Raw genomic sequence first — 21,458 nt, forward strand, 5'->3', positions numbered from 1 at the left:
GTGTGGGCGGGGGAGTCGGCGCGGTGCGCCCGGGGCGCCGGGGGGGTGGTGTCGCCCCGGGCGGCGGGGGGTTGGGCGGCGGGCCGCGCGGCCGCGCCCCCCCCCCCCGGCGTCCGCCGTGCCCGGCTTCAGCGCAGGTGGACGTGATCGCGTTCGCTGTTGAACTCCAGCAGATCCGCGCCGAAGTCGCTACACACGTCGCGCATGACCTCGCAGCGCCGAAGGATCTCGTCGGTGAACGGTCCGCGCCGATACTTGGGGGCGAAGACCAAGCGCGCGTGCCGGGTGTGGACGACGCCAAGGCCCCTACGGATACCGGGGTTTGACTCCCAGCGTGGTGACATGGATCAACGCTACGATCACGCCCGTGAAGCTCGTGACACAGGTCAAACTCATGCCGGACGCCGCGCAGGCATCCGCGCTTGAGCGCACCCTGGGCACGGTCAACGACGCCGCGAACTGGGTGTCAAAGGTGGCGTTCGAGCACGGCGTGCCACGTGAGTACGAGCTGCGCAGGCACACCTACGCCGAACTCAAAACCCGTGGGCTGGGAGCGCAGGCCGCGCAACACGTCATCAAGAAGGTCCGCGACTCGTACACCACGCTCAAGGCCAACATCCGGGCCGGCAACCTCGGCAAGGACGGTTCCAGGCGTCGCCGCAAGGCCGAGTCCAATCCGATCACGTTCCGGCCCCAGGCCGCGCAGCCGTATGACGACCGGTGTTTGAGCTGGCAGTACGACCAGAGGACCGTGTCCATCTGGACCGTGGACGGCCGGGTCAAGAACATCCGCTTCGCCTGCTCCGCCGACGCGCTCGCGATGCTCCAGACGCACCGGCAGGGCGAATCCGACCTGATCGCGCGCGACGGCGTGTTCTATCTCGTCGCCACCTGCGACGTGCCCGAGGCCGAGCAGTACGAGCCGGACGGCTTCATCGGTGTGGACCTCGGCATCGAGAACATCGCCACCGCCTCCACCGGCTACCTCGCCGCCGGGCGGGGACTCAACCGGTACCGCAAGCGACAGCTTGCCCTGCGGGCCAAGCTCCAGAAGAAGCGCACCAAGAGCGCCAAGCGGCGGCTCAAGGCCCGTGCCCGCACAGAGGCGCGGCACGCCGCCAACCAGAACCACATCGTCTCCAAGACGATCGTGACCGAGGCTGAACGCACCGGGCGCGGCCTGTCCCTCGAAGAACTCAAGGGCATCCGCAACCGGGTACGGCTCCGCAAGCCCCAACGGGTCGCACTCCACTCCTGGGCCTTCGCCCAGCTCGCAGACTTCATCGTCTACAAGGCCGAGCGGGCCGGTGTGCCCCTGGTCTTCGTTGATCCCGCGTACACGTCGCAGACGTGCGCCGAGTGCGGCCACGTCGACAAGCGCAACCGTGTCGACCAGGGGCTTTTCATCTGCCGGGGGTGCGGGGTCGTTGCCCACGCCGACCGGAATGCTTCCCACAACATCGCCACCCGTGGCGAGAGCGTGTGGAATGCGGGGCGTGAGTCACGCGTCCCTGCCACCCCATAGGGGTGTCTGGACGGAGGAGTCCACCCCAGCAGCCAGCTGGGCACTACCTCCAAGCCCCGTCCCTTTAGGGCCGGGGTCAAGTTGACGCCAGGGCCTGCAGCCGGGTCAGCGTCGACCACAGGACCCCCGGGGTGGCGAAGGTGTCCAGGGAGAGGACGTCGTCCACGAAGTGCACGTGGTAGGCGCCCTCCAGCGCGCCCAGCAGCTCCACCGCGCCCAGCGAGTCCAGCCCCGCGAGCCGCAGGTCCGTATCGGCCTCCAGCGGTTCGCCCGCGCCGTGGAACGGCAGGTACTCACACAGCAGTTCCTCGAACTTGTTGTCCCAAGCCATCGCTGACCTCACCCTTTGCGTGTCGTCGATTCAGCAGCAGACCGGCGGCGTACGGGCCAGTCTGACCACGCCGCCTACACCAGCGGTCGAGCCCCGGCGGAACGCCCCCCGGGCGCCCCCACGGCCCGAGACCGATTCCGGACCGGAGAAAAATGGGGAAAGAGTAGAAAAAGGAGGAGGGGGGGAGGGGGGAATCGGCTGCTGGATCAAATGCCGTGACCTTCCCGGGGGGTAAGGATATGCGGCCCTTTTCCTGGCGCCGCGCCGGGTTTTACTCGTTCTCCATTTCCGCTCCAGTACGGGCGGCCATGATTTCCGGGCCTCCCGTACGGCCGTACGGGAGGACGGATCACGAGGAAGGGCCTCGTCATGACGCCAGCGCTGACCGAGCCCCTCAGCGGGACGCTGTACGAACTCCTCACCGCGCGCAGCCTGCGCGAACGCAACAGGGAACTCGTCCTCGCGCTGGTCGCGGCGGGCAACCGGGGCGAGGTCAATCACCTCACCCGCCACTGGGCGGGCGCCGGTGAGAGGGGCGGGCGGACCCTGCCCGACGGGCTGGGGCTGAGGGCCGAGAGCGTCATCGCCGACCACGACGTCGTCGCCCTGCGCGCGACCGCCCGGGCCGAAGGGGCCACCTGGTCCCTGGTCGCCGAACTCCGCTTCGATGCCGCGGGCCGTATCGAGCAGTGCCATGACCTGCTCGTGCCCCAGACGGCGGCAGGCTGACACGGCGGCAGGCCGATACGGCGGCAGGCCGATACGGCGGCAGGCTGATACGGCGGCAGGCTGATACGGCGGCGGGCCGGCACGGCGGCGGCCGGGGTCGTCCGCCGCCGGGGCGTTGTCACCCCCTTCCCGGCGCGTCGGGAGGGAATCGAGGACCGTTCGGGGGCCGCTGGAGAAAACGGACGACGGGGACGCGGCGGAGCTAGCGTGAAGAGGCTGGGTTCCGGCTGTGCCGGCGCATGCCGGGCCGCCGAAGGCCCGCACGCCGGCTCCCCGAACCGCAGGGGCAGTTGCTCGTCTGGCCGGGGGTGTCCGGAAGGGGGAGGCGATGAACGGTCAGGGGCCTGGCGGGGTGTGCGCGGTGATCGACCCCGAACAGGGGGATCACGGCACCATGGAACTGCACGGGATCTGGGACACCGCCTTCTTCCACCGCGCCCTGCACCGCGTCGCGGAGAGCGGCCCCGGTGCCCGGCACCCGGGATGCCGGCTGGTGGCGCGCGCAGAGGACCTGCACATCGTCGAACTCCCCGGCGGCCAGGCGGCGCCCGCGCCCGCGGCCGTCGGGCTGCTCGCCGACCTGCTGACCGCCGCCCCCGAGTCCCGCCCCGGCACCGGGCCCGCCGCCATGGCGGCCGGGCAGCCCTGCCGGACCCTGCCGCGCACCGAGCCGGTCACCCCCCTGCAGCGGCAGCGGCTCGCCGACGCCGTGGCCTGGCCCGGCCACCAGGTCGAGCAGATCCTCTGGCGCTGGCACGGCCCCCTGGACCCGGCACGCTTCGAGGCGGCCTGGCACGCCGTCGGCGAGCGCGAGAGCGTGCTGCGCACCGCCTTCGTATGGGACCCGCGCCCGCGTGCCGTCGTCTTCGACCGCGCCCTGAGCGACGTCGTCCGCCACCCGCACCGCACCGTGACACGGCGCGCCCTGCTGCCGGCCCGTGAGCGGGCCCGCGCCTTCGACCTGCGCCGCCCCGCGGCGGTGCGCCTGGCGCTGCTGGACAGCGGCCCAGAGGACGCGGCAGCACCCTTCACCGACATCCTTCTCACCTACCACCGTGCCCTGCTCGACAGCTGGAGCGTGCGGCTGCTGATGCGCGAGTGCTGCCGCGCCTACCTCGCCGGCGGGGCACTGCCCGGCGGCGAGCGCCGCCCCGACCTCGGCGACTGCGCCCGCCGGCTCGCCGCCCAGGACCTCGGCCCGGCCCCCGGCCTCCGGCAGGAGCCCGCCCACCGGCCGGCCCTGCCCCCGCCCGGCCCGCTCCGCCCCGCGGACAGCGGCGGGCACGGCCCCGCCCACCGGCCCACCGAGCCCATGCCCCCGCTCCGGCCCGCAGGCCACACCGCCACCGGCACCGGCACTGCCATCGCCACCGGTGCCGCCGGCGCCGACACCGGCACCGGTACTGCCCCCGGCGCCGGCACCGGTGTGCTGCGTGTCGTCCTGTCCCCGGCCCGCAGTACCCGTCTGACCCACTGGGCGGCCCGCTGGGGGGTGGCGGAGAGCAGCGTGCTCCAAGCGGTGTGGGCCCTGCTCCTCTACCGCGCCCGCACCACCACCCCCGCGCCCGCGACCGTGGGCTTCGGCCTGGACTTCCCCGGCCGCGGCCTGCTCCTGGACGGCATCGAGGGCATCCCCGGCCCCTTCGAGAACACCCTGCCGCTGAACCTCACCGTCGACCCGGCGCTCACCCTGCCCCACCTGCTGCGCACCCTGCGCGATGTGGTGATGGACCTGTCCGCCTACGAATGGACCACCCCCGCCTCACCCGCCACCGCCCACACCCTGGAACCGCGGGCCGGCGGCCTGCTCGCCTTCGACTGCGGCCCGAACCCCGAAACCGCCTACGGCCACGAACTCGCCGCACACGGCATCCGCCTGGAGGAACAGGAAGCCGCCGGAGCACCCGCCGGATACGCCCTGCGCCTGCGCGCCGGCCACGACACCCGCCGCGCCCTCGTCCTGACCTGCGCCTACGACCGCGACCTCATCGACGACACCACCACCCGCACCCTGCTGGCACACACCGTACGGCTGCTGCGCCTGCTGCCCGTGGCGGCGACCGCGGCCACCACCGTCGCGGACGTACTGGCCTGGATGCCCAGGACGCCCACACCCCCGGTCCCCGACGGCCCCGCCGCCCGGGACACCGCCCCCCTCGTCCTGCTGCGCGGCACACCGGCACCCGCCACGGCCACCGTGTGCCTGCTCGACACCCCCGGCGCGCCGCACACCGGGCACCGCGAACTGCTGCGGCACTACCGGGGACCGGAGGCCCTGACCGCGCTGCGCCCCACCGCCGGCCGGCCGGCCGCCCAGGCCGACGTGCTCGCCCGCCTCGCCCGCGCCGGCGGCCGGCTGGTCCTGGGCGGCTACTCCGGCACCGGCGCCCTCGCCTGCGAACTGGCCCACCAGGTCACCCGGGCCGGGGTGCGCCCGCCGCTGGTCGTGGTCGGCGGCCCCGACGACGACCCGCACGCGCCCCGCGGCCTGGCGGCCGCCCTGCAGCGGGCGAGCGCATCGGCCGCCCGCCCCTGACACGACCCGGCCGCCCCCGTGCACGGCACCCGGCACACCTGCCTCCCCGCACCCGCCACGCCCGTACGCCCGTATGCCCGTATGCCCGTATGCCTGTACGGCGGCGGGGAAGACCCTGCTAGGGCCAGTTGATGTCGTCGTCCGACGCGGTGTCACGCACCGGCGCCGGCCGGCCGGCGCCGGTGCCCTTGCGGGCGGCGCGGCGGGCAGGAACCGCGTGTTTCATCAAGACTCCCGTGGACGCGGACGAGGACAGCTCCCGTGAGCGAGGACGGGCCGGTGCGCAGGTACCGGACCCGGGCGCTTGAGACTTTGCCCGCGACCGCTCAAGAACCGCTCGAGGAACGCCAGAGGAATCCGTGAGGTTCGCACGAACTCCGAGGCACGGCACCTGGCAAAACATTGCCCGGCCCTTGCCCGGCCCCCTACGCTCGGTTGCGGCACCCGGGCGGTGGCCGCGGTGGCACGCCTCCTCCGCCCCACGGGGCCGCCCCCCACCCGTCCGTCCCAGGGAATGGTCACATGCTGCGTCAGCCCGCGTTCGGCCGTCGTCTTCGCAAACTGCGACAGGCCCGCGACCTGTCCCAGACCGCCCTGGCCGGGGACGGCATGTCCACCGGATACCTCTCCCGTCTGGAGTCCGGCGCACGCCAGCCCACCGAGCGGGCCGTCGCCTACCTCGCCGAACGCCTGGGCCTTCAGGCGGCCGACTTCGAGGAACCCGCCGGCGGCTCCCTGGCCCACGCCCTGTCGCTGGTCTCCTCCACCGGCTCCGACACGGCGATGGAGACCCTGCGCGAGGCCCTGGCCGCCGAGGGGCACGAGGCACCGGTGCTGCGCTGGCAGGCCCTGTGGCAACTCGCCGGGCAGCGGCGCCTGCAGGGCGACCACGACGGCGAACGGGAGTACCTGCAAGAACTGGTCCAGCTCGGCGAATCGGTCGGACTGGTCGCCCTGCGGGTCCGCGGCCTGACCCGCCTGGCCCGCTGCCTGCGCGCCCTGGGCGAGATCAGCGCCGCCCTCGACGCCGCGATGGCGGCCCACCACCTCGCCCGCGAGGACGGCCTCGACGTGGAGGACCGCGCCACCGTGCTGCTGGGCCTGGTCTCGGTCGAGGCCGAGGCCGGCCGGATGCCGGACGCCCGGGCCCACGCCGACGAACTGGCCGAACTCGTCGCGGGCCGCAGCGACCCCCTGTGGGCCGAAGCCATGTGGACCTGCGCGGCGGTGCGCCTGCGCCAGGGCGACCACACCGCCGCCCAGGGCTACCTGGAAGAGGCACTGGAGAAGTTCAGCAGCCGCGAGGACCTCGTGCTGTGGCTGCGCCTGCGGTTCACCGCCAGCCGCCTGTACCTGCAAAAGCAGCCGCCGGACCCCCAGGCCGCCGAGCGGTGCCTGACCGCCGCCGAACCCGCACTCGCCTTCGTCGGCACCCCCGGCCTGCGCCAGGACCTGCTCGCGCTCAAGGCGGACGTCGCCTTCTTCCTGGCCCGCTACGACGAGGCCCACGCCCTGCTCGGCGAACTCGCCGAGATGGAGCTGAGGATGAGCTACCGCGACCGGGTCCGCCTGGACATCCTGCGCAACCAGCTCCGCATCCGCTCCGGCGATTCCAGCGGCATCCAGGGACTGCGGGACCTGGCCGAACAGGCCCAGGCCGGCGCCAACATCGACCTGGCCGCCGACATCTGGCGCATCCTCGCCGAATCCCTGGCCGGCCCCGCCACCCCACCCGGCCCCACCACACCCGGCACCTGACCACCCCCACCCCCGTCCCCGCCCCCACCCCCGTCCCCGCCTCTGTCCCCGTCCCCGTCCTCGCCCCCGCCTCTGCCCCCGTCCTTGCCCCCGTTCCGTCCTTGTTCCGTCCCGGCAAGGGGGACTGCTCTCAGCGGCCCTCGCGTGTCTCGGACCAGCCGGGCGGCACGCCGGCCCCGGCCGGCCACAGCGCCCGGTGACCGGCCGCGTCCGCCAGCACCACGAACGCGGCGGACGCGTCGTCGAAGGGGTCGTCGTGCGCCGGGGCGTCCAGCACCCGCAGATTGCCGTACTCATCGAGGCGGGCGGCCCGCCCGGTGCGCCACATACGGGCCGTGCCGCCGGCCGGCCCGCCGAACGGATCGGGCAGAAACCGCTCGCAGCCGGCCGCCGCGCGGGCACCGGTGTAACCGGAGGCCACACCGACACCCGCGATGTACAGGGAGCCGGTCCGGCCCGGGCCCACCGGCCGCAGCCGCGCATCGAGGAGATAGGCGCGGTGACCGGGAGCGGGACGGGCCGCCGCGCCCGGCGTGTGCTCCACGACGAGCCGGGCCTCCGCCCAGCCGCCGCTCACGGTCAGCTCGACGCCCTCGCCGCGGGCGAGCGAGACCAGCGCGCTCAGCACGTCGTCGGCACCGCCCAGCACCACCCGCGCCCCCTGCCGGCGCAGCCACCCCAGCACCTCGTGCGGCACCTCCCGGGTGAGCGAGCGGTCCGGGACGTGCACCCGCGCCCCGCCGGCCAGAGCGCTCAGCAGCCCGATCGCCGCGTCCCCGTCCGGGTAGCCGCGTACCAGCCAGGCCGCGTCGGCCGGCCTCGCCGCGGTGACCGTCTCCCCGCCCACCGCGACGGTGCCGCCCTCACCGGGCAGCAGCAGCAGCGGATCGCCCGCGCGCAGCGGACGGATCCGGTCGGCCCGCCCCACCGGCCAGGACCCGGCGGGCGGCCACCGCTCGGCCCCCTCCTCACGCACCAGCCGCGCCGCACCCGGCACGGCCGGCAGCAGCAGGTCCGCGGTCTCGTCCAGCAGCAGCACCACCGGACGCAGCGACTCGGCCACATCCAGCGACGGGTCCACCGGCACCAGCGCGGCCCCCGTCTTCGCCACCGCCAGCGCGGCCACCGCGAACCCGGCCGCTGAGGACAGCGCGGTCAGCACACAGCTCCCCGGACCGGCCCGGTGCTCGATCAGGGCATGCGCCAACAGGTCCGAGCGGGCATCGAGCCCGGCGTAGTCCAGGCCCTCCAGCGCGAGCGCCCCCGGGGTGCGCGCCACCTGCGCCGCGAACAGCGACGCCACGTCCTGCCGGGCCGGCGCCGCCTCCTCACCCGCCCACACCCCGCCCCCGTCCTCGCCTTCGGCCGCGGTCCCCGGTCCCAGCCGCAGCCGGCTCAGCGGCGTGGCGGGCGCCTCGAGGGCCGAGCGCAGGACGGCGGTGAGCTGACCGGCCAGACGGGCCGCGGCCCGCTCACCGACCGTCTCGTGACGGAAGGTCACGGTGACCGCGATGCCGGCCGCCTCACCCGCCGGGCTCTGCCGCTCGGTCAGCGTCAGCCCCAGGTCCGCGGCCGGCACCGCGGGCGTGCAGTGCTCGGCCCGCACCGACAGCCCACCCGCCTCGAACCGGCCCACACACTCCTGCACCACCGCCAGCGCCACCCCGCCGGGCAGCGCCGCCAGCGCCGCCTCACCGTCCCGGTAGGCGGCCAGGTCCCGCTCACGGACCCGGCGCAGCAGCTCGGTGAAGGACGGATCGCCCGAGGCGTCCACCGTCAGCGCCAGCACCCGGCCGTAGGGACCCACCGCCTCGCGCAGCGCGGCACTGTCCCGCGCCGGGACGGGCGCGGCCACGGTGACCGGATCCTGCGCACCCAGCCGGCCCAGCAGTGCCACGAGCGCGGCGTGCACCACCATGAACACGGTGGCGCCCTGCCCGGCCGCCCACCGCGTCAGGTCCGCGTGCAGGTCCGCCTCCAGGGCGTTCTCCAGGGTGCCCCAGGAGGCGTGGGCGGACCGCGGCCCGCTGCCCGGCAGCACCGCGGGCACCCGGTCGCCGAAGACCGCGCGGGGCGCCGCGTCCAACCCGGCCGGCGAGCGGTGCGGGGTGCCCCCGCAGGCCCGCGCCCCATAGGCCCGGGCCAGGTCGGCGGCCAGCGGCACATGCGACCACAGGTCCACCGCGTCGGCCGGCAGGGCCACCTCCAGCAGATGGTCGTCCGCCGCCAGCGCCCGCAGCCGCGTCCCCGCCGCGCCCAGCCGGACGTTGCGCAGCGCCACATGGCGCCGCCCCAGATCCTCCAGCGCCACCTCCAGCGCCCGCCTGTCCAGCACCCCGCGCAGCCGCAGCGAGAACGCGCGGCTGTCACCGGCCGTGTCGTCCGGCCCGATCACCGCGGCGGGCACGTCACCGACCAGCGCGGCGAACGCGGCCGGAGTCGGCGCCTCGTACAGGGCCCGGCTGCCCGGATCGACGCCCAGCGTCTCCCGGACCCGGGACAGCAGCCGGGCCGCCGCCAGCGAGTGGCCGCCGATACGGAAGAAGTCCGACTCCGCCCGCACCCGGTGCCGGGGCAGACCCACCACCTCGGCGAACAGGTCACGGACGATCTCCTGGATCGGCGTGCCGGGCTGGGTGAGCGGACGGTCGGCGGTGCGGGCGGGCACCGGCAGCGCCGCGCGGTCCACCCCGCCGGCGCCGTCCAGCGGCAGCGCCTCCACCGTCATCAGCACCGACGGCACCATGTGCTCCGCCAGGTGCTCCCGCAGATGGGCACGCAGCACGGCCTCCAGATCGACACGGTGCTCGAAAGCGGCCGGAGTGCCGGCCCACCCCTCCACCCCCGCACCACCGGAGCCCGCCCCGTCCCCGGACCCCGCCCCACTGACGCCGCCGCTCCCGGGCTCTGCTCCGCTCCCGGGCTCTGCCCCGGTGCCGGACTTCGCTCCGGTGTGGGACCTCGCTCCGGTGTCGGACTTCGTTCCGGTGTGGGACCTCGCCCCGGTGCCGGGCTCTGTTCCGGTGCCGGGCTCCGCTCCGGTGGCCGCCGCCGCGTACACGCCCGTCACCGCACCCGCGGGCACCCGCGCGGGATCGAGCAGGACGATGTCGAGGAGCTCGGGGCTCTCACCCCAGGTCGGCAGCGCCCGGTAGCCCAGATGCTCGGCCCTGCCGCACAGCGCCTCCACATCGGGCGCCACCGCGTCCTGCGGCGGCAGATCGATGCTCTCGCGGGGATCGAAGAGGGACCGCATCGCCGCGTACTCGTCGTGCACCCGCCGGTTGGGCACCCCGGCCAGACGCAGCACGGCCGGACGCGCCGCCACCACCCGGTCCACCACCTCCAGCCCTCCCGCCACGTCCGCACCCCAGCGCACGACGGCCACACCGGAGAGGTCGGCGACCGGCTCGGCGGTGGAGAGCACCACGTCATAGCGGTAGCGGGACAGCTCGTTGTGGTGCACCCCCCGCTTGAGCCGCACGTCGACCGCACGCACCCGGGGCAGCTCCCGGGCCAGCGCACCGAACAGGGCGGGGGAGAGCAGCAGTTCGGTCTCCGTGGACACCCGGTGCCCGATACCGCGGCGCAGCGCCTCCCGGTCACCCCCCACGCCGCCCGGCCGGGCCAGCGCGATCCCGGTCTGCAGACAGCAGGCAAGATCCAGGCTGCGCACATCGCCGAGGAAGAGCGAGCCGCCCGGGGCGAGCAGCGGCAGCACCCGCTCCAGGACCGTGCGCAGACGGGCCAGGCCCGGCAGGTACTGCACCACCGAGTTGACGACGACCGCGTCGAAATGACCCGCGGGCAGTCCGCCGGTGTCCTCGGCGCCACGGCAGTCCAGCCGCACCTTGTCCTTCAACAGCGCATCCGCCTCCACCCGCGCACCCAGCGCGGCGACGGCGGCGGGGGAGAAGTCGGTGGCCCAGTACTCCTGGACCTCCTCCTCACGCGCGAGGTGGGCCAGCAGCAGCCCGCTGCCCACCCCGATCTCCAGCACCCGGCGGCGCGGCAGCTCCCTGATCCGGTCCAGGGTGGCGTACTGCCACTCCCGCAGCTCCTCGAGCGGGATCGGCAGGGCGTCGTAACTGCTGTTCCAGCCGGTGAAGTCGTCCCCCAGCCCACGGGCCGCAGCGCCGGCGTGGAGCGCCTCGTGGATCTCCTTCCACTGCGCGGTCTGCGCGTCCTGATCGGCGGCCGCCGCAGCCGGCCCGGCCGGCACCACATGCGCCACCAGGTGCCTGCCGCCGTCCGCGCTCTCGTGCACGGACACCGCGGCGGCGGACACCGCCGGGTGCGCGCCCAGCACCGACTCGACCTCACCGAGCCGAAAACGCCGCCCGCACAACTCGGCCCACTCCTCGGCCCGCTCCTCGACCCGTCCGGCCGCCTCCGGCCCGTCGTCCCCGCCCGGGTGGCCGGCGGGCCGGCCACCCGACGCCAGAGCGCCCCACACCGCGAACACGACCGCGTCGAAGGCCTGCCCGCCGCCGGTCCGGCCCGCCACACCGGCGGGCTCCGGCCGCGCTGGGGAGGCGGAGCGCACGAGGTCCAGCACCGCGCGATGCGGCACGACGACCCCCTCCACGCCGCCGGAGGCGTACCAGACACACAAGGCGTCGTCCGGGCCGGCGGTCTGCTCGGGCAGGGCGTCGCAGCGCCGGGCGATCTCGGGCGCCTCGGCGTCCAGCGCGAGGACCACCGTGTCCAGGCCCGCGTAGTCCGCGACGCCCGCACTCCCGGTCAGCACCGCCGCGGCCGCACTGTCACGCACGATCAGCCGCCGCCGCTCCACGCGGTCCGCGGGATCCAGGGGGACATAGGCCGCTCCGGCCCGCACGATCCCCAGGAACGCCGTCACCGTCTCCGGGCCCGGCCGCAGCGAGGTCACCACCCGGTCGCCCCGGCCGATGCCGCGCGCCCGCAGATGGGCGGCGAGACGGTTGGCCGCGCGGCCCAGCTCCCGGTAGGTGAGCCGGCCGCCACGGCCGCCCGGCTGCTCGGGATGGTGCACCGCGACCGCGTCGGGACGCTCCTGGACCTGCTGCTCGATGAGGCCGGAGATGGACATCGCTACCCGCTCCTTATGACAGCCTTCCGGCTTGGCAGAATGTTGCCTGAATAATGGCAAGAGTGGCCTGAGGTGGCGTCCTGAGACGGTCGAGCGGCACTGGAGTCGCTGGTGGCGAGGGGGCGTTGCCGCCGGGGCGAAGGGCACGGGGTTGCCAAGGCGCCCGGGGCGGGGGAGTGGCCGGCGATCACCCGGGACGACGTCCCGCACGCGGTGCGCCCCGAAAACACCGAAGCCCCCGCTGGGCATCGCTGCCTGCGGGGGCGTCACGGGGCGGGCACGGATGCCCGGGACACGGATCAGACGCTGGCGACGGCCGGGGCGGTGGGCCAGTTGATGTCGCCGACCTGGATGGCGGTGGGGGCGGTGGGCCAGTGGGTGTCGGCCTGGATGGCGGTGGGGGCGGTGGGCCAGTTGATGTCGCCGACCTGGATGGCGGTGGGGGCGGTCGGCCAGTGGGTGTCGGCCTGGATGGCGGTGGGGGCGGTCGGCCAGTGGGTGTCGGCCTGGATGGCGGTGGGGGCGGTCGGCCAGTGGGTGTCGGCCTGGACGGCGGTCGGGGCGGTCGGCCAGTTGATGTCGCCGGCCTGGAACGTGGAGACCGTCTTCGCCGTCGCCGGCCAGTCGATCGCGTCGGCGGCGGTGACGCCCGCGGCGGAGAAGGCGGTGAGGGCGGCGGCGGCGACGGCGATGCGGGCGATGCGGTTCATGGCGGGCTCCTCGGTGTCAATTTCGTTTTCGTTGCTTGGCAACCTTCTGCCAAGAAGATTGGCAACCAAAGCTCGCAAATTGGTCGGGAATGGGTCGATTCGGACTCAAGGTGCACGCCAGGAACGCCTCAGGAGGTGGTCCGCCGTCGCCGAGTTGCCTAGAAAAAGCGGCTCTGAGCTGCGAAAACAGAGATTCTTGGCAAAGCCGGAAACGCTCTGGCAACGCTTGGCAATTCCTGGGGAACCGGGCTGGACATGGTCGAGACCCGCCGCCGGCCCGGCAACTAGAGCCGTGCCTGAGCCGGTGCTGCCCGAGGTTGCCAAACCTCTGGCATTGAAGGCAAGGTGTTGCCAAGAACTAGGCAATCATTTGCCTCACCTGTGGGGGGAGGCCCCTGAAGTGAACGAGAAATCCCACGGTGACCGCAGGATCCACCTCAACCCGGCCGGCACGGGCCGCATGCCCGCGGCCGTACGGGAGGTCCTCACCGAGTGGACGCGTTTCGAGGACCGCTACGGCCCGTACGAGCTGGACGAACGCCTCGAGGACGTCCTGCACCGGGAGATCCACGAGCGGCTGGCCGCCCTGCTGGGCACCCCGCCCGGGGACACCTTCCCGTGCACGGGCGCCGCCGACGCGTTCGCCGCCGTGCTGTCCCGGCTGCGGCTCGGCCCGCGCGACCGCGTCTGGACCACGCCCTACGAGTCGGCCGCCAACCTCAGCACCGTCCTCGCGCTGCGCGCGCGCACCGGCTGCCGGCTGGAGGTCGTACCGCTGCGCCCCGACGGCGACCTCGACCTGGAGTGGATGGCACGGCACATCGGCGGCGACGTCGCCCTCGTCTGTGTCCCGTACGTGCCCTCCGGCTGCGGCATCGTCCATCCCGTCGAGGACATCGGCCGCCTCCTCGCCCCCCACCGGTGCCTGTACGCCGTCGACGCCTCGTACGCGGTGGGCCAACTGCCCGTGGACGCCGCCCGCATCGGCTGCCACCTGGTGACCGGGGACGGCTGGAGGTTCCTGCGGGGCCCCTACGCGGCCGGATTCGCCGGAGTCGCACCGCGGCTGCGCACGATGCTGGCCCCGCACGGCGGCCTGCCCCTGGTGCCGCCGCACGGCGCCGCGACCGCCGCGCTGAACCGGGCCCTGGCCCTGCACGCGGCCTCGCCCCCGGGCAGGGACCTCGCTCCCGGCCTGCGCGCCGCCGTCGAGGACACCGCCGGCACCGAACTGATCGCCCCCGGACGCCTCCAGAGCGGCATCGTCACCTTCCGGCACCAGCACGTGCCGGCCGCACTGGTGCGCCGCCGGCTCGCGGACCGCGGCGTCGTGGTGTGGAAGACGGTCGCCGAGGAGGTCCCGCTGTACCTGCCCGAGCGCGGCGTCGTCACGGCCGTACGCGCATCCGTCCACCACGACAACTCGGCCGAGGACATCGAGGTGTTCGCCCACGCCCTCAAGGACGCCGTGACCCAGACGCGCCCCCTTCCCACGCCCGCCCAGCACCCGCGGCCACCCGCACCCGAACCCGTACCGGCCCCCGCACCGGCACCGGCCCCCGCACCGGCACCGGCCCCCGTACCGGCGGCGCACGCCGTGCCGTCCCGGCCGGCAGGGCCCGGCACCCCGCGCGTACGGCCCGCCGGCCGGCGCCACCTGAGCCTGGTCCCGGACCGCCCCCCGGACCCCGGCCCGCGCCGGTCCGGCGCCTGAACCGCCCCGAACCACCGGCCCCCGGCCGCGGGCACCAAGCCCCCGGGCCGCCGGACCCCGGGCCGCCGGACCCCGGGCCGCCGGACCCCGGTCCGCGGGGCGTGAACGGCGCCCGGCGGCCCGGTGGCCCGGCGGCGGCATCAGGCCCGGGGGAGGACTCCCGGGCCTCATGCGTATGCCGGGCGGTTGTGGCCGGGTGGTCGAGCCGGACACGAGGAGTCTCCAGGCACATCCCGAGTCCGGTCCTGTTCCCTCCAGGTGCGGCCACTGAACGGCAGTGGCCCCAAAGGAGGTTTCGCATGGCTCTGCGTGACGTTTTCCAGTCCCTGAACGAGACCGACGCCGTCGCCTCGCCGGCCGAGTCACGTCTGGCGGGCGAGGGCCTCCTCGACCCGGAGAAGGCCGCCGTCCTCAACAACAACGAGGAGGCCGCGGACGCCCCCATGACCGTCCTCAGCCAGATCAACGAGGCCTGAGCAGCCTGACAGGCGGCCGCCTGGGAGCGACGTGCTCCCAGGCGCCCCGGACCGGAAAGGCCGGCATCAGCATGCCCGCAGCCACTCCTCTGCCTGCCGCCCTGACCGGCAGGCTCCTCGGCGACACCTCCTGGGGCCTCGCGCACCGCGTCGAGAAGCAGGCCGTCGACCCCTCGGCCCTGCTCACCTCGGACACCGTCCGGCGCCTGCTCGACGCCAGCCTCCTGAAGTGGCCCTACTTCACCCTGCTCCGGCACGGTGAGGTGCCCACGGTGTCCTCGTACACGACGAAGCGGGACGTGATCGGGCACAAGGTCGCCGGATTCGCCGACCCCGGGGCCGTCGCCCGCCACATGGCAGGCGGCGCCTCCCTCAAGCTCAACCAGGTCGGGGACTGGCACCGCCCCACCCGCGCCATCGCGCGGCACCTGGAGGAGATCCTCCCCGTGGCGGTCAACTCCTACGTCTTCCACACGCCCGAGGAATCGCGCGGCATGCTTCCCCACCGGGACGCCGCCCACGTGCTCGTCATCCAGCTCGAAGGCCGCAAGGAATGGCACCTGTACGCCGAACCCGGCCAGGTCGGCGCCTCGGCGGGCCTGGACGTGGACGCCGCCCGGCCCAGCCACGTCTTCACCCTCGAACCCGGTGACGTGCTCTACCTGCCGCACGGCTGGCCGCACGACGCCGTCGCCCGCGGCGGCGACTCCCTCCACCTGACGTTCACGCTCACCGAGCCGACCCCGCAGGACCTGCTCGACGCGCTCCTGCGGCGCTTCCTCGACGACGAGCACAACCTCGTCCACCACTTCCACACCCGCCCGCTCCCGGCCCGTACCGCCGAGGTCCGCGCGGCCCTGACCGAACGGGCCCGGACGCTGGACGGCGACCACTGGGCGCGCACCGCGCTCGAGACGATGCGGGAGGCGATCGGCTGATGCCCACCACGACCACCGAGATCCCCGGGGCCGCACCGGCACAGCCCGCCGGCCACGACGTGGCACAGCCCGCCGGACGCGACGCCGGATGCGATGCCGGACACGGCTCCGGACGCGACGTCGGATGCGATGCCGGGCGCGATGCCGACCACGACGCCGGGCACGACGTGGTGCCCGCAGGCCTGGAGCACCTGGTCGGCGACATCGACGCCTTCTTCCGCGACCACTGGGCCGGCCAGCCCGTCCTGCTGCGCGCGCACAGCGACCTGAGCCGGCTCGTCACCGAGCAGGAGATGTGGGACGAGGTCGACTGCGGCCTGCTGTCCCGGCCGTACTTCACCGTCTTCAACGAGGGCGTGCGCACCGCGATCAGCGACATGACCCGCAAACGCACCGTCGTGGGCCACGAACTGCCCGGCTTCATCGAACCGGAGCGGATCCGCGAGGACTTCGCGAACGGCGCCACGTTCAAGTTCAACCAGGCCGAGCACTGGCACCCGCGCATCCGCACCCTGGTCAAGGCCCTGGAACCGTACTTCAGCGGCGGACTGGAGTCGTTCGTCTTCCTCAGCCCGCCCGGCAAGACCGCGATGCAGGCCCACATGGACGGCGCGCACGTCTTCATCCTGCAGGTCGCCGGCGTCAAGGACTGGGTGGTGGGCCGCGTCGACGACACCTCCACCAGCGACTCCGTCCTGCACGAGGGCGCCATCCCCGACGAGCGCCGCATCGAGCTGACCCTGCGCCCCGGCGACGTGATGTACATGCCGCACGGCACCCCGCACTACGCGACCGCCCGCGAGGGCAACTCCATCCACATCGCCATCACCGTGGAGGAGCCCACCGCGCAGAACCTCGCCGAGGTGTTCCTCGCCGGCTTCCTCGGCGACCCCGTCTTCAAGGCCCTGCACGACAGCCACCACCGGCACTCCCTGGCCGAGCGCACCGAACTGCTGCGCCAGGCGCTGCTCGCCCACCTCGCGCGCGCCGACGAGAGCGCCGCGGCCCGGGCCGCCGTCACCCTGCGCAGGGAGCACCGATGACGGGGCCGCGGGTGCCCGGCCGCGCACCCTGGATGAGCGGCGGGGGACCCGCAGCCGTCAGCGAGGGCACCCTGCGCACCACCGGCCTCGAGGCCACCTGGGCCCGCCTCGAGCCGCAGCTCACCGCCCGCGGCATCACCCGCGTCGCCGATCTGACCGGCCTCGACATCCTCGACGTGCCGGTGTGGACGGCGATCCGGCCCGCCGCCGCCACCCTGGTCGCCAGCGCCGGCAAGGGCATGTCGCACACCGCCGCCCGCATCTCCGCGGTGATGGAGTCCCTGGAGGTCGCCGTCGCCGAGCAGGCCCGGCCCGCCGGCGTCGCCCACGGCGCCGCCCGCACCCTGGCCCCCGGCTACGGGGTCGACGAACTGACCCTGCACCCCGTCTCCCTGGTCGACGACCGCACCGTCCTGGAATGGACCAAGGGCTGGGACCTGGCCTCCGCCGCACCGGGCCTGATCCCCTCGGCCGCCGTCGGACTGCGCGGCTGGGCCGCCGCCCGCTGGCAGCCCCCCACCTTCGTCACCACCACCAACGGCCTGGCCTCCGGCAACGACCACGTCGAGGCCACCTTGCACGCACTGCTGGAGACCGTCGAACGCGACGCCCTGGCCCGGCTGCGCCCGGCCGACGCCGTCGCCACCGACCTGGACACCGTGGGCGAGCGGCTCGGCGCCGTCGTCGACCGCATCCGCGCCGCCGGCGCCGACGTCGCCCTGGAACGCATCCCCTCCGTGCCGGGCACCTGGGCCTACACCTGCTGGCTCACCCAGCCCGAGATGTGGCAGATCTTCGCCGGGTCCGGCTGCCACACCGACCCCGCGATCGCCGCCGAACGGGCCCTGCTGGAAGCCGTCCAGAGCCGCGGCTCCACCATCAGCGGCGGCCGCGACGACATCCCCGAATGGACCTTCCGCCGCCTGGGCGCCCCACCCGACCGGCCGCGCCCCACCCCCCGGCACACCGAACCGATGCCCACGCCGGCCCCGGCCGCCTCCCGCACCCTCGAACAGGTCCTCGACGGCCTCGTCGCCGCCGTGCACCGCACCACCGGGCGGCCCGTCATCGCCGTCGACCTCACCCCCGGCCGGCAGCCCTGGCCCGCCGTCGTCCAGGTCTTCGCACCGGGACTCGGGCTCACCCTGCACCACCCCCGCCCGCAGTCCCTCGCCAGCAGGAGCTTCGCGTGACCCCCCGCCGCATCGCCTTCGTCGGCCCCACCCTGCCCGCACACCAGCGGCCCGAAGGCCCCTTCGCCTACCGGCCGCCCATCCGGCACGGCGACCTGTTCGACCTGTGCCTGCGCCCCGGCGACCAGGTGCTCATCATCGACGGCGTCTACCAGCACTTCGCGCCCATCCGGCACAAGGAGATCCTCGCCCAGCTCGCCCGCGGCGTGCACGTCGCCGGCACCGCCAGCCTCGGCGCGCTGCGCGCCGCCGAACTCGCCGGCTTCGGCATGCAGGGCCTGGGCCAGGTGTACGGACAGGCCCGCTCGGGACGTCTGAGCGCGGACGCCGATGTCGCCGTCCTCCACGCCGACGACAGCGCCGGTGCCCGCCGGCTGACCGAGGCGATGGTCTGCATCCGCCACGCACTGACCGAACTGCACGGCGCCGGAGCCCTGGACGCCGGCCAGGCGGCCCGCCTCGAACAGGCCGCCGCCCGCCTGCACTTCACCGAACGTTCCCCCACGGGCCTGCGCCACGAAGCCGGCCCCGACCGCGAGGCCATGCACCTGCTCCTGGACCACCTTCGGCGCCACGGCGACATCAAGACCCGCGACGCCCGGCACGCCCTGGACACCCTGGCCGCCCGCCCCGTCCCCGAGCCGGCCCCCGCAGCCGGCGCCGCCGAGGTGTGGACCAGCTCCTACGGCAGGGAATGGGACTTCGAACACCGGCCGCTCACCCCCGGCTCCGCCGTCGGCGCCCGGCTCGCCCTGGCCTGCCTGCAGCTGTTCGCCGTCGACTTCCCCGAACGCCACCGCGCCTACGCGCTGCGCCTGGCCGCCACCACCACTGGTGCCGCCACCACCACTGGTGCGGCCGGCGCCACCGGTGCGGCCGGGGCGCTGCTGAGCGCCGCCGGATTCGCCCCGGCCACCCGCCCCTACGCCCGCCTGGCCCGCGCCACCGGGGCCACCGCCCACTGGACCGCCCACGAACGCCTCCTGGCCCGCACCTTCCGCCTCCCGCCGGGCCGGCTCGTCTACCAGGACCTGCCCCCCGAAGCCGTCGCCGGCAGCACCCTGGACGAACTGGAACAGCGCTGCCGAAAGCTGCTGCTGCCGCCCGCCGCACCCGCCGCCCCCACCACCCGACGCCACGCCCTGCTCCGGCAGCTGTGGCAGGCCGACTGCGACCACGACTACCGGCTGTGCGCACTGGAACGCGGCTTCCGCGACACCGCCGAGGCCGCCCGGCTCGCCGGCGCCTTCGACCTGGCCCTGATCGCACGGCTGCTGCGGGAGCCGGCGGCCACCCGATGACCCCCACCGCACCACCCACCACCCGCACCACCACCCGCCCCGACCAGAGCCCGGCCCTGGCCCTGGCCGAGGCACACTGCACCGAGCCACGCCCCACCCAGGTCGCCGCCCACGGCGACGACGGCCTGCTCCTGCGCGTCGACGTCCCCACCCGCCACGGCGCCGAACACCCCCACCTGGTCCACTACCGGCGCCGCCCCGACGGCACCTGGGAAGCCGGCTGGACCCTGCCCTGGGGCACCCAGGCCCTGCCCGTGCCCGGCGGCTACGTCTGCGTCCGCCGCGCCGACGGCCGCACCCTGGTGGAACTGCGCCCCGCCGACGGAGGCCCCGGACACCTCCTGCTGACCACCCCCGGACACGTCGGCGCGCTCGCCCTCCACCCCGGCGGCGGCCACATCGCGGTGACCACCAGCACCTTCGGCGGCCCCGGCGAACACCCCGAAGGCCTGCTGAGCGGCTCCGACGCCGTGTGGGCCGAAGGCTCCGACATGACCCTCAGCTACGCCAAACAACCCCAAGGAGAGTGGCAGGTCCACCTCGTACGGCTGGACGGCACCCAGGCGCGCCGGCTCACCCCCCGCATCCCCGCCGGCCTCGCCCTCTCCGGCGAGGCCGCCTGGGCCACACCGGCCACCCTGTTCCTGGGCGCCCTGCGCCACCACCGCCACGGCGTACGCAACTTCGGCCTGCTCTCCCTCACCGTCGACATCGACCACACCGTCGACATCGACCACAAAGACGCAGACGCAGACCAAGACGCAGACGCAGACGCAGACGCAGGCCAAGACGCAGACGCGGACGAAGGCGCCACCCGCGAACTCTTCAGCGACACCGTCGACCTCTGCTACCCCGTACCCGGCCCCGGCGGACAGGTCGCCTACCTGGGCACCACACCACGCCACGACAACGCGCCCATCACCCAGTACGCCTGCCTCGTCGGCGAACACCTCGACCAGGTCGTCCTGCTGAGCGCCGAGAGGGGCCTGTGGCAGCGCCCCATCGGCTGGGACGGACCGCGCCGCCTGGTGTGCACCGCCGAATCCGGGCCGCGGCGCGGCCTGTACGTCCACGACCTCGACGACGCCACCTGGCAGCCGGTGCCCACCCGCGCCTCGGTGATGAACGCCCGCGTCCACGACGGCCGCGCCGCCGTCCTGACCTCCGCCCCCGACACCCCGCCCGCCCTGGACGTGACCGGCCTGCACCCCGGCCCCGGCCAATTCCCCGGTGAACACGTCGTGTCCGCCGAGGCACCCCCAAGGCCCGGCCGGCTCCACTACCGGCCCCAGCGCATCCCCGGCACCGACGGCGACGTCGCGAGCTGGGTCTGCCTGCCCGAGCACGGCCGGCCCCACGCCACCGTCGTCCTCTACCACGGCGGCCCGTTCCAGAGCTGGGACGAATGGTCCTGGCGGTGGAACCCGTGGCCCTTCGTCGCCTGCGGTCTGGCCGTCGTCCTCGTCGAACCCCCGCTCAGCCTCGGCTACCCCGACGCCGTGCGCACCGGCTGGCGCCAGTGGCGCGGCGGCATCGCCGCCAGCGCCGCCGCCCAGGTCGAAGCCGTCCGCGCCGCCGAAGGCCTGCTGGACTCCCCCCTCGCCCTCATGGGCGGCAGCTTCGGCGGCTACCTCGCCCTGAGCACCGCCGACCTGCTCAACCCCGACCTGGTCGTCGCGCACGCCGCCCCCCTGGACCTCACCCAGGTCGCCGAGGGCAGCGACGTGGGCTGGCAGTGGATCCGCGAGTTCGGCGACCCCACCGAATGGCGCCCGCTCTACCAGATCAACAGCCTCGCCCCCCGCCCCGTACGGCCCGGCACCCGCGTGCTGCTCTCGCACGGACTGCAGGACGGACTCGTCCCGCCCACCGAGACCCTGCGCACCCACCGCGCCCTCGCCCGCCAGGGGGTACGCAGCGAGGTCGCCTTCTTCCGCTCCGAGGCACACCCCCTCAGCCGCCCCGGCAACATCCGCGCCTGGTACCGCTGGGTGCTCTCCGCCGTCGTCGACGAACTCGCCCCCCGCACCGCCGACACCCGGCCGGAGGAGCCACGATGACAGACCGTCACATCGTTGTCGTCATCCGCGCCCGGATCGCCGGCGAACTCACCTGCCGTACGGCCGGCACCCG

Annotated in this window: 15 protein-coding genes; 11 read left to right on the forward strand and 4 right to left on the reverse strand. The window is 74.6% G+C overall.

Annotated features, from left to right (window positions below):
• Positions 1-128 precede the first annotated feature (128 nt).
• Positions 129-344: a transposase gene (locus ACFXGX_RS18705; RefSeq protein ID WP_384792016.1), complete on the reverse strand. Its 216-nt coding sequence runs from the start codon at positions 342-344 to the stop codon at positions 129-131.
• A 50-nt stretch (positions 345-394) separates the two neighbouring features.
• On the opposite strand from ACFXGX_RS18705, the gene ACFXGX_RS18710 reads away from it, so the two are divergent.
• Positions 395-1,525 (forward strand): RNA-guided endonuclease InsQ/TnpB family protein, encoded by a 1,131-nt coding sequence (locus tag ACFXGX_RS18710; RefSeq protein ID WP_384792158.1) that lies wholly within the window; start codon positions 395-397, stop codon positions 1,523-1,525.
• 76 nt (positions 1,526-1,601) lie between these two features.
• Here ACFXGX_RS18710 and ACFXGX_RS18715 read toward each other — a convergent pair whose 3' ends face one another.
• A complete protein-coding gene (locus ACFXGX_RS18715; RefSeq protein ID WP_384792019.1) occupies positions 1,602-1,856 on the reverse strand; it encodes a phosphopantetheine-binding protein in 255 nt (84 codons plus the stop codon).
• 369 nt (positions 1,857-2,225) lie between these two features.
• Between ACFXGX_RS18715 and ACFXGX_RS18720 the strand changes: the two genes are divergently transcribed.
• The 3 genes from ACFXGX_RS18720 (at position 2,226) to ACFXGX_RS18730 (ending at position 6,879) form a co-directional block, all read left to right on the forward strand.
• Positions 2,226-2,585, forward strand: a complete 360-nt coding sequence (locus ACFXGX_RS18720; RefSeq protein ID WP_384792022.1) for a hypothetical protein — start codon at positions 2,226-2,228, stop codon at positions 2,583-2,585.
• Between the two features lie 328 nt (positions 2,586-2,913).
• Positions 2,914-5,121 carry a condensation domain-containing protein gene (locus tag ACFXGX_RS18725; RefSeq protein WP_384792025.1) on the forward strand — a complete coding sequence of 736 codons (2,208 nt, stop codon included), beginning with the start codon at positions 2,914-2,916 and terminating at the stop codon, positions 5,119-5,121.
• Positions 5,122-5,643: 522 nt separating this feature from the next.
• On the forward strand, positions 5,644-6,879 hold the full coding sequence (locus tag ACFXGX_RS18730; RefSeq protein ID WP_384792028.1) for a helix-turn-helix domain-containing protein: 1,236 nt from the start codon (positions 5,644-5,646) through the stop codon (positions 6,877-6,879).
• Positions 6,880-7,009: 130 nt separating this feature from the next.
• On the opposite strand, the gene ACFXGX_RS18735 is transcribed toward ACFXGX_RS18730, so the two are convergent.
• On the reverse strand, positions 7,010-11,950 hold the full coding sequence (locus ACFXGX_RS18735; protein ID WP_384792031.1) for an AMP-binding protein: 4,941 nt from the start codon (positions 11,948-11,950) through the stop codon (positions 7,010-7,012).
• Between the two features lie 299 nt (positions 11,951-12,249).
• Positions 12,250-12,660: a hypothetical protein gene (locus ACFXGX_RS18740; protein WP_384792034.1), complete on the reverse strand. Its 411-nt coding sequence runs from the start codon at positions 12,658-12,660 to the stop codon at positions 12,250-12,252.
• Between the two features lie 400 nt (positions 12,661-13,060).
• On the opposite strand from ACFXGX_RS18740, the gene ACFXGX_RS18745 reads away from it, so the two are divergent.
• The 7 genes from ACFXGX_RS18745 to ACFXGX_RS18775 all read left to right on the forward strand — a co-directional run bounded on the left by ACFXGX_RS18745 (position 13,061) and on the right by ACFXGX_RS18775 (position 21,385).
• On the forward strand, positions 13,061-14,374 hold the full coding sequence (locus ACFXGX_RS18745; RefSeq protein ID WP_384792037.1) for an aminotransferase class V-fold PLP-dependent enzyme: 1,314 nt from the start codon (positions 13,061-13,063) through the stop codon (positions 14,372-14,374).
• 299 nt (positions 14,375-14,673) lie between these two features.
• Positions 14,674-14,850: a hypothetical protein gene (locus ACFXGX_RS18750; RefSeq protein ID WP_177235582.1), complete on the forward strand. Its 177-nt coding sequence runs from the start codon at positions 14,674-14,676 to the stop codon at positions 14,848-14,850.
• Between the two features lie 71 nt (positions 14,851-14,921).
• Positions 14,922-15,788, forward strand: coding sequence for a JmjC domain-containing protein (locus tag ACFXGX_RS18755; protein WP_384792041.1), 867 nt, complete (start codon positions 14,922-14,924; stop codon positions 15,786-15,788).
• Complete coding sequence (locus tag ACFXGX_RS18760) at positions 15,788-16,831, forward strand: JmjC domain-containing protein (protein ID WP_384792045.1); 1,044 nt, start codon at positions 15,788-15,790, stop codon at positions 16,829-16,831. The genes ACFXGX_RS18755 and ACFXGX_RS18760 overlap by 1 nt, the downstream gene beginning before the upstream one ends.
• Entirely contained in the window at positions 16,828-18,024 is a 1,197-nt protein-coding gene (locus ACFXGX_RS18765) for a YcaO-like family protein (protein WP_384792049.1), read from the forward strand. The genes ACFXGX_RS18760 and ACFXGX_RS18765 overlap by 4 nt, the downstream gene beginning before the upstream one ends.
• Positions 18,021-19,325 (forward strand): TfuA-like protein, encoded by a 1,305-nt coding sequence (locus tag ACFXGX_RS18770; protein WP_384792052.1) that lies wholly within the window; start codon positions 18,021-18,023, stop codon positions 19,323-19,325. The genes ACFXGX_RS18765 and ACFXGX_RS18770 overlap by 4 nt, the downstream gene beginning before the upstream one ends.
• Entirely contained in the window at positions 19,322-21,385 is a 2,064-nt protein-coding gene (locus tag ACFXGX_RS18775; protein WP_384792055.1) for a prolyl oligopeptidase family serine peptidase, read from the forward strand. The genes ACFXGX_RS18770 and ACFXGX_RS18775 overlap by 4 nt, the downstream gene beginning before the upstream one ends.
• Positions 21,386-21,458 lie beyond the last annotated feature (73 nt).

Origin of the sequence: Streptomyces sp. NPDC059371 (genome assembly GCF_042751995.1) — a bacterium.
Lineage (GTDB): Bacteria > Actinomycetota > Actinomycetes > Streptomycetales > Streptomycetaceae > Streptomyces.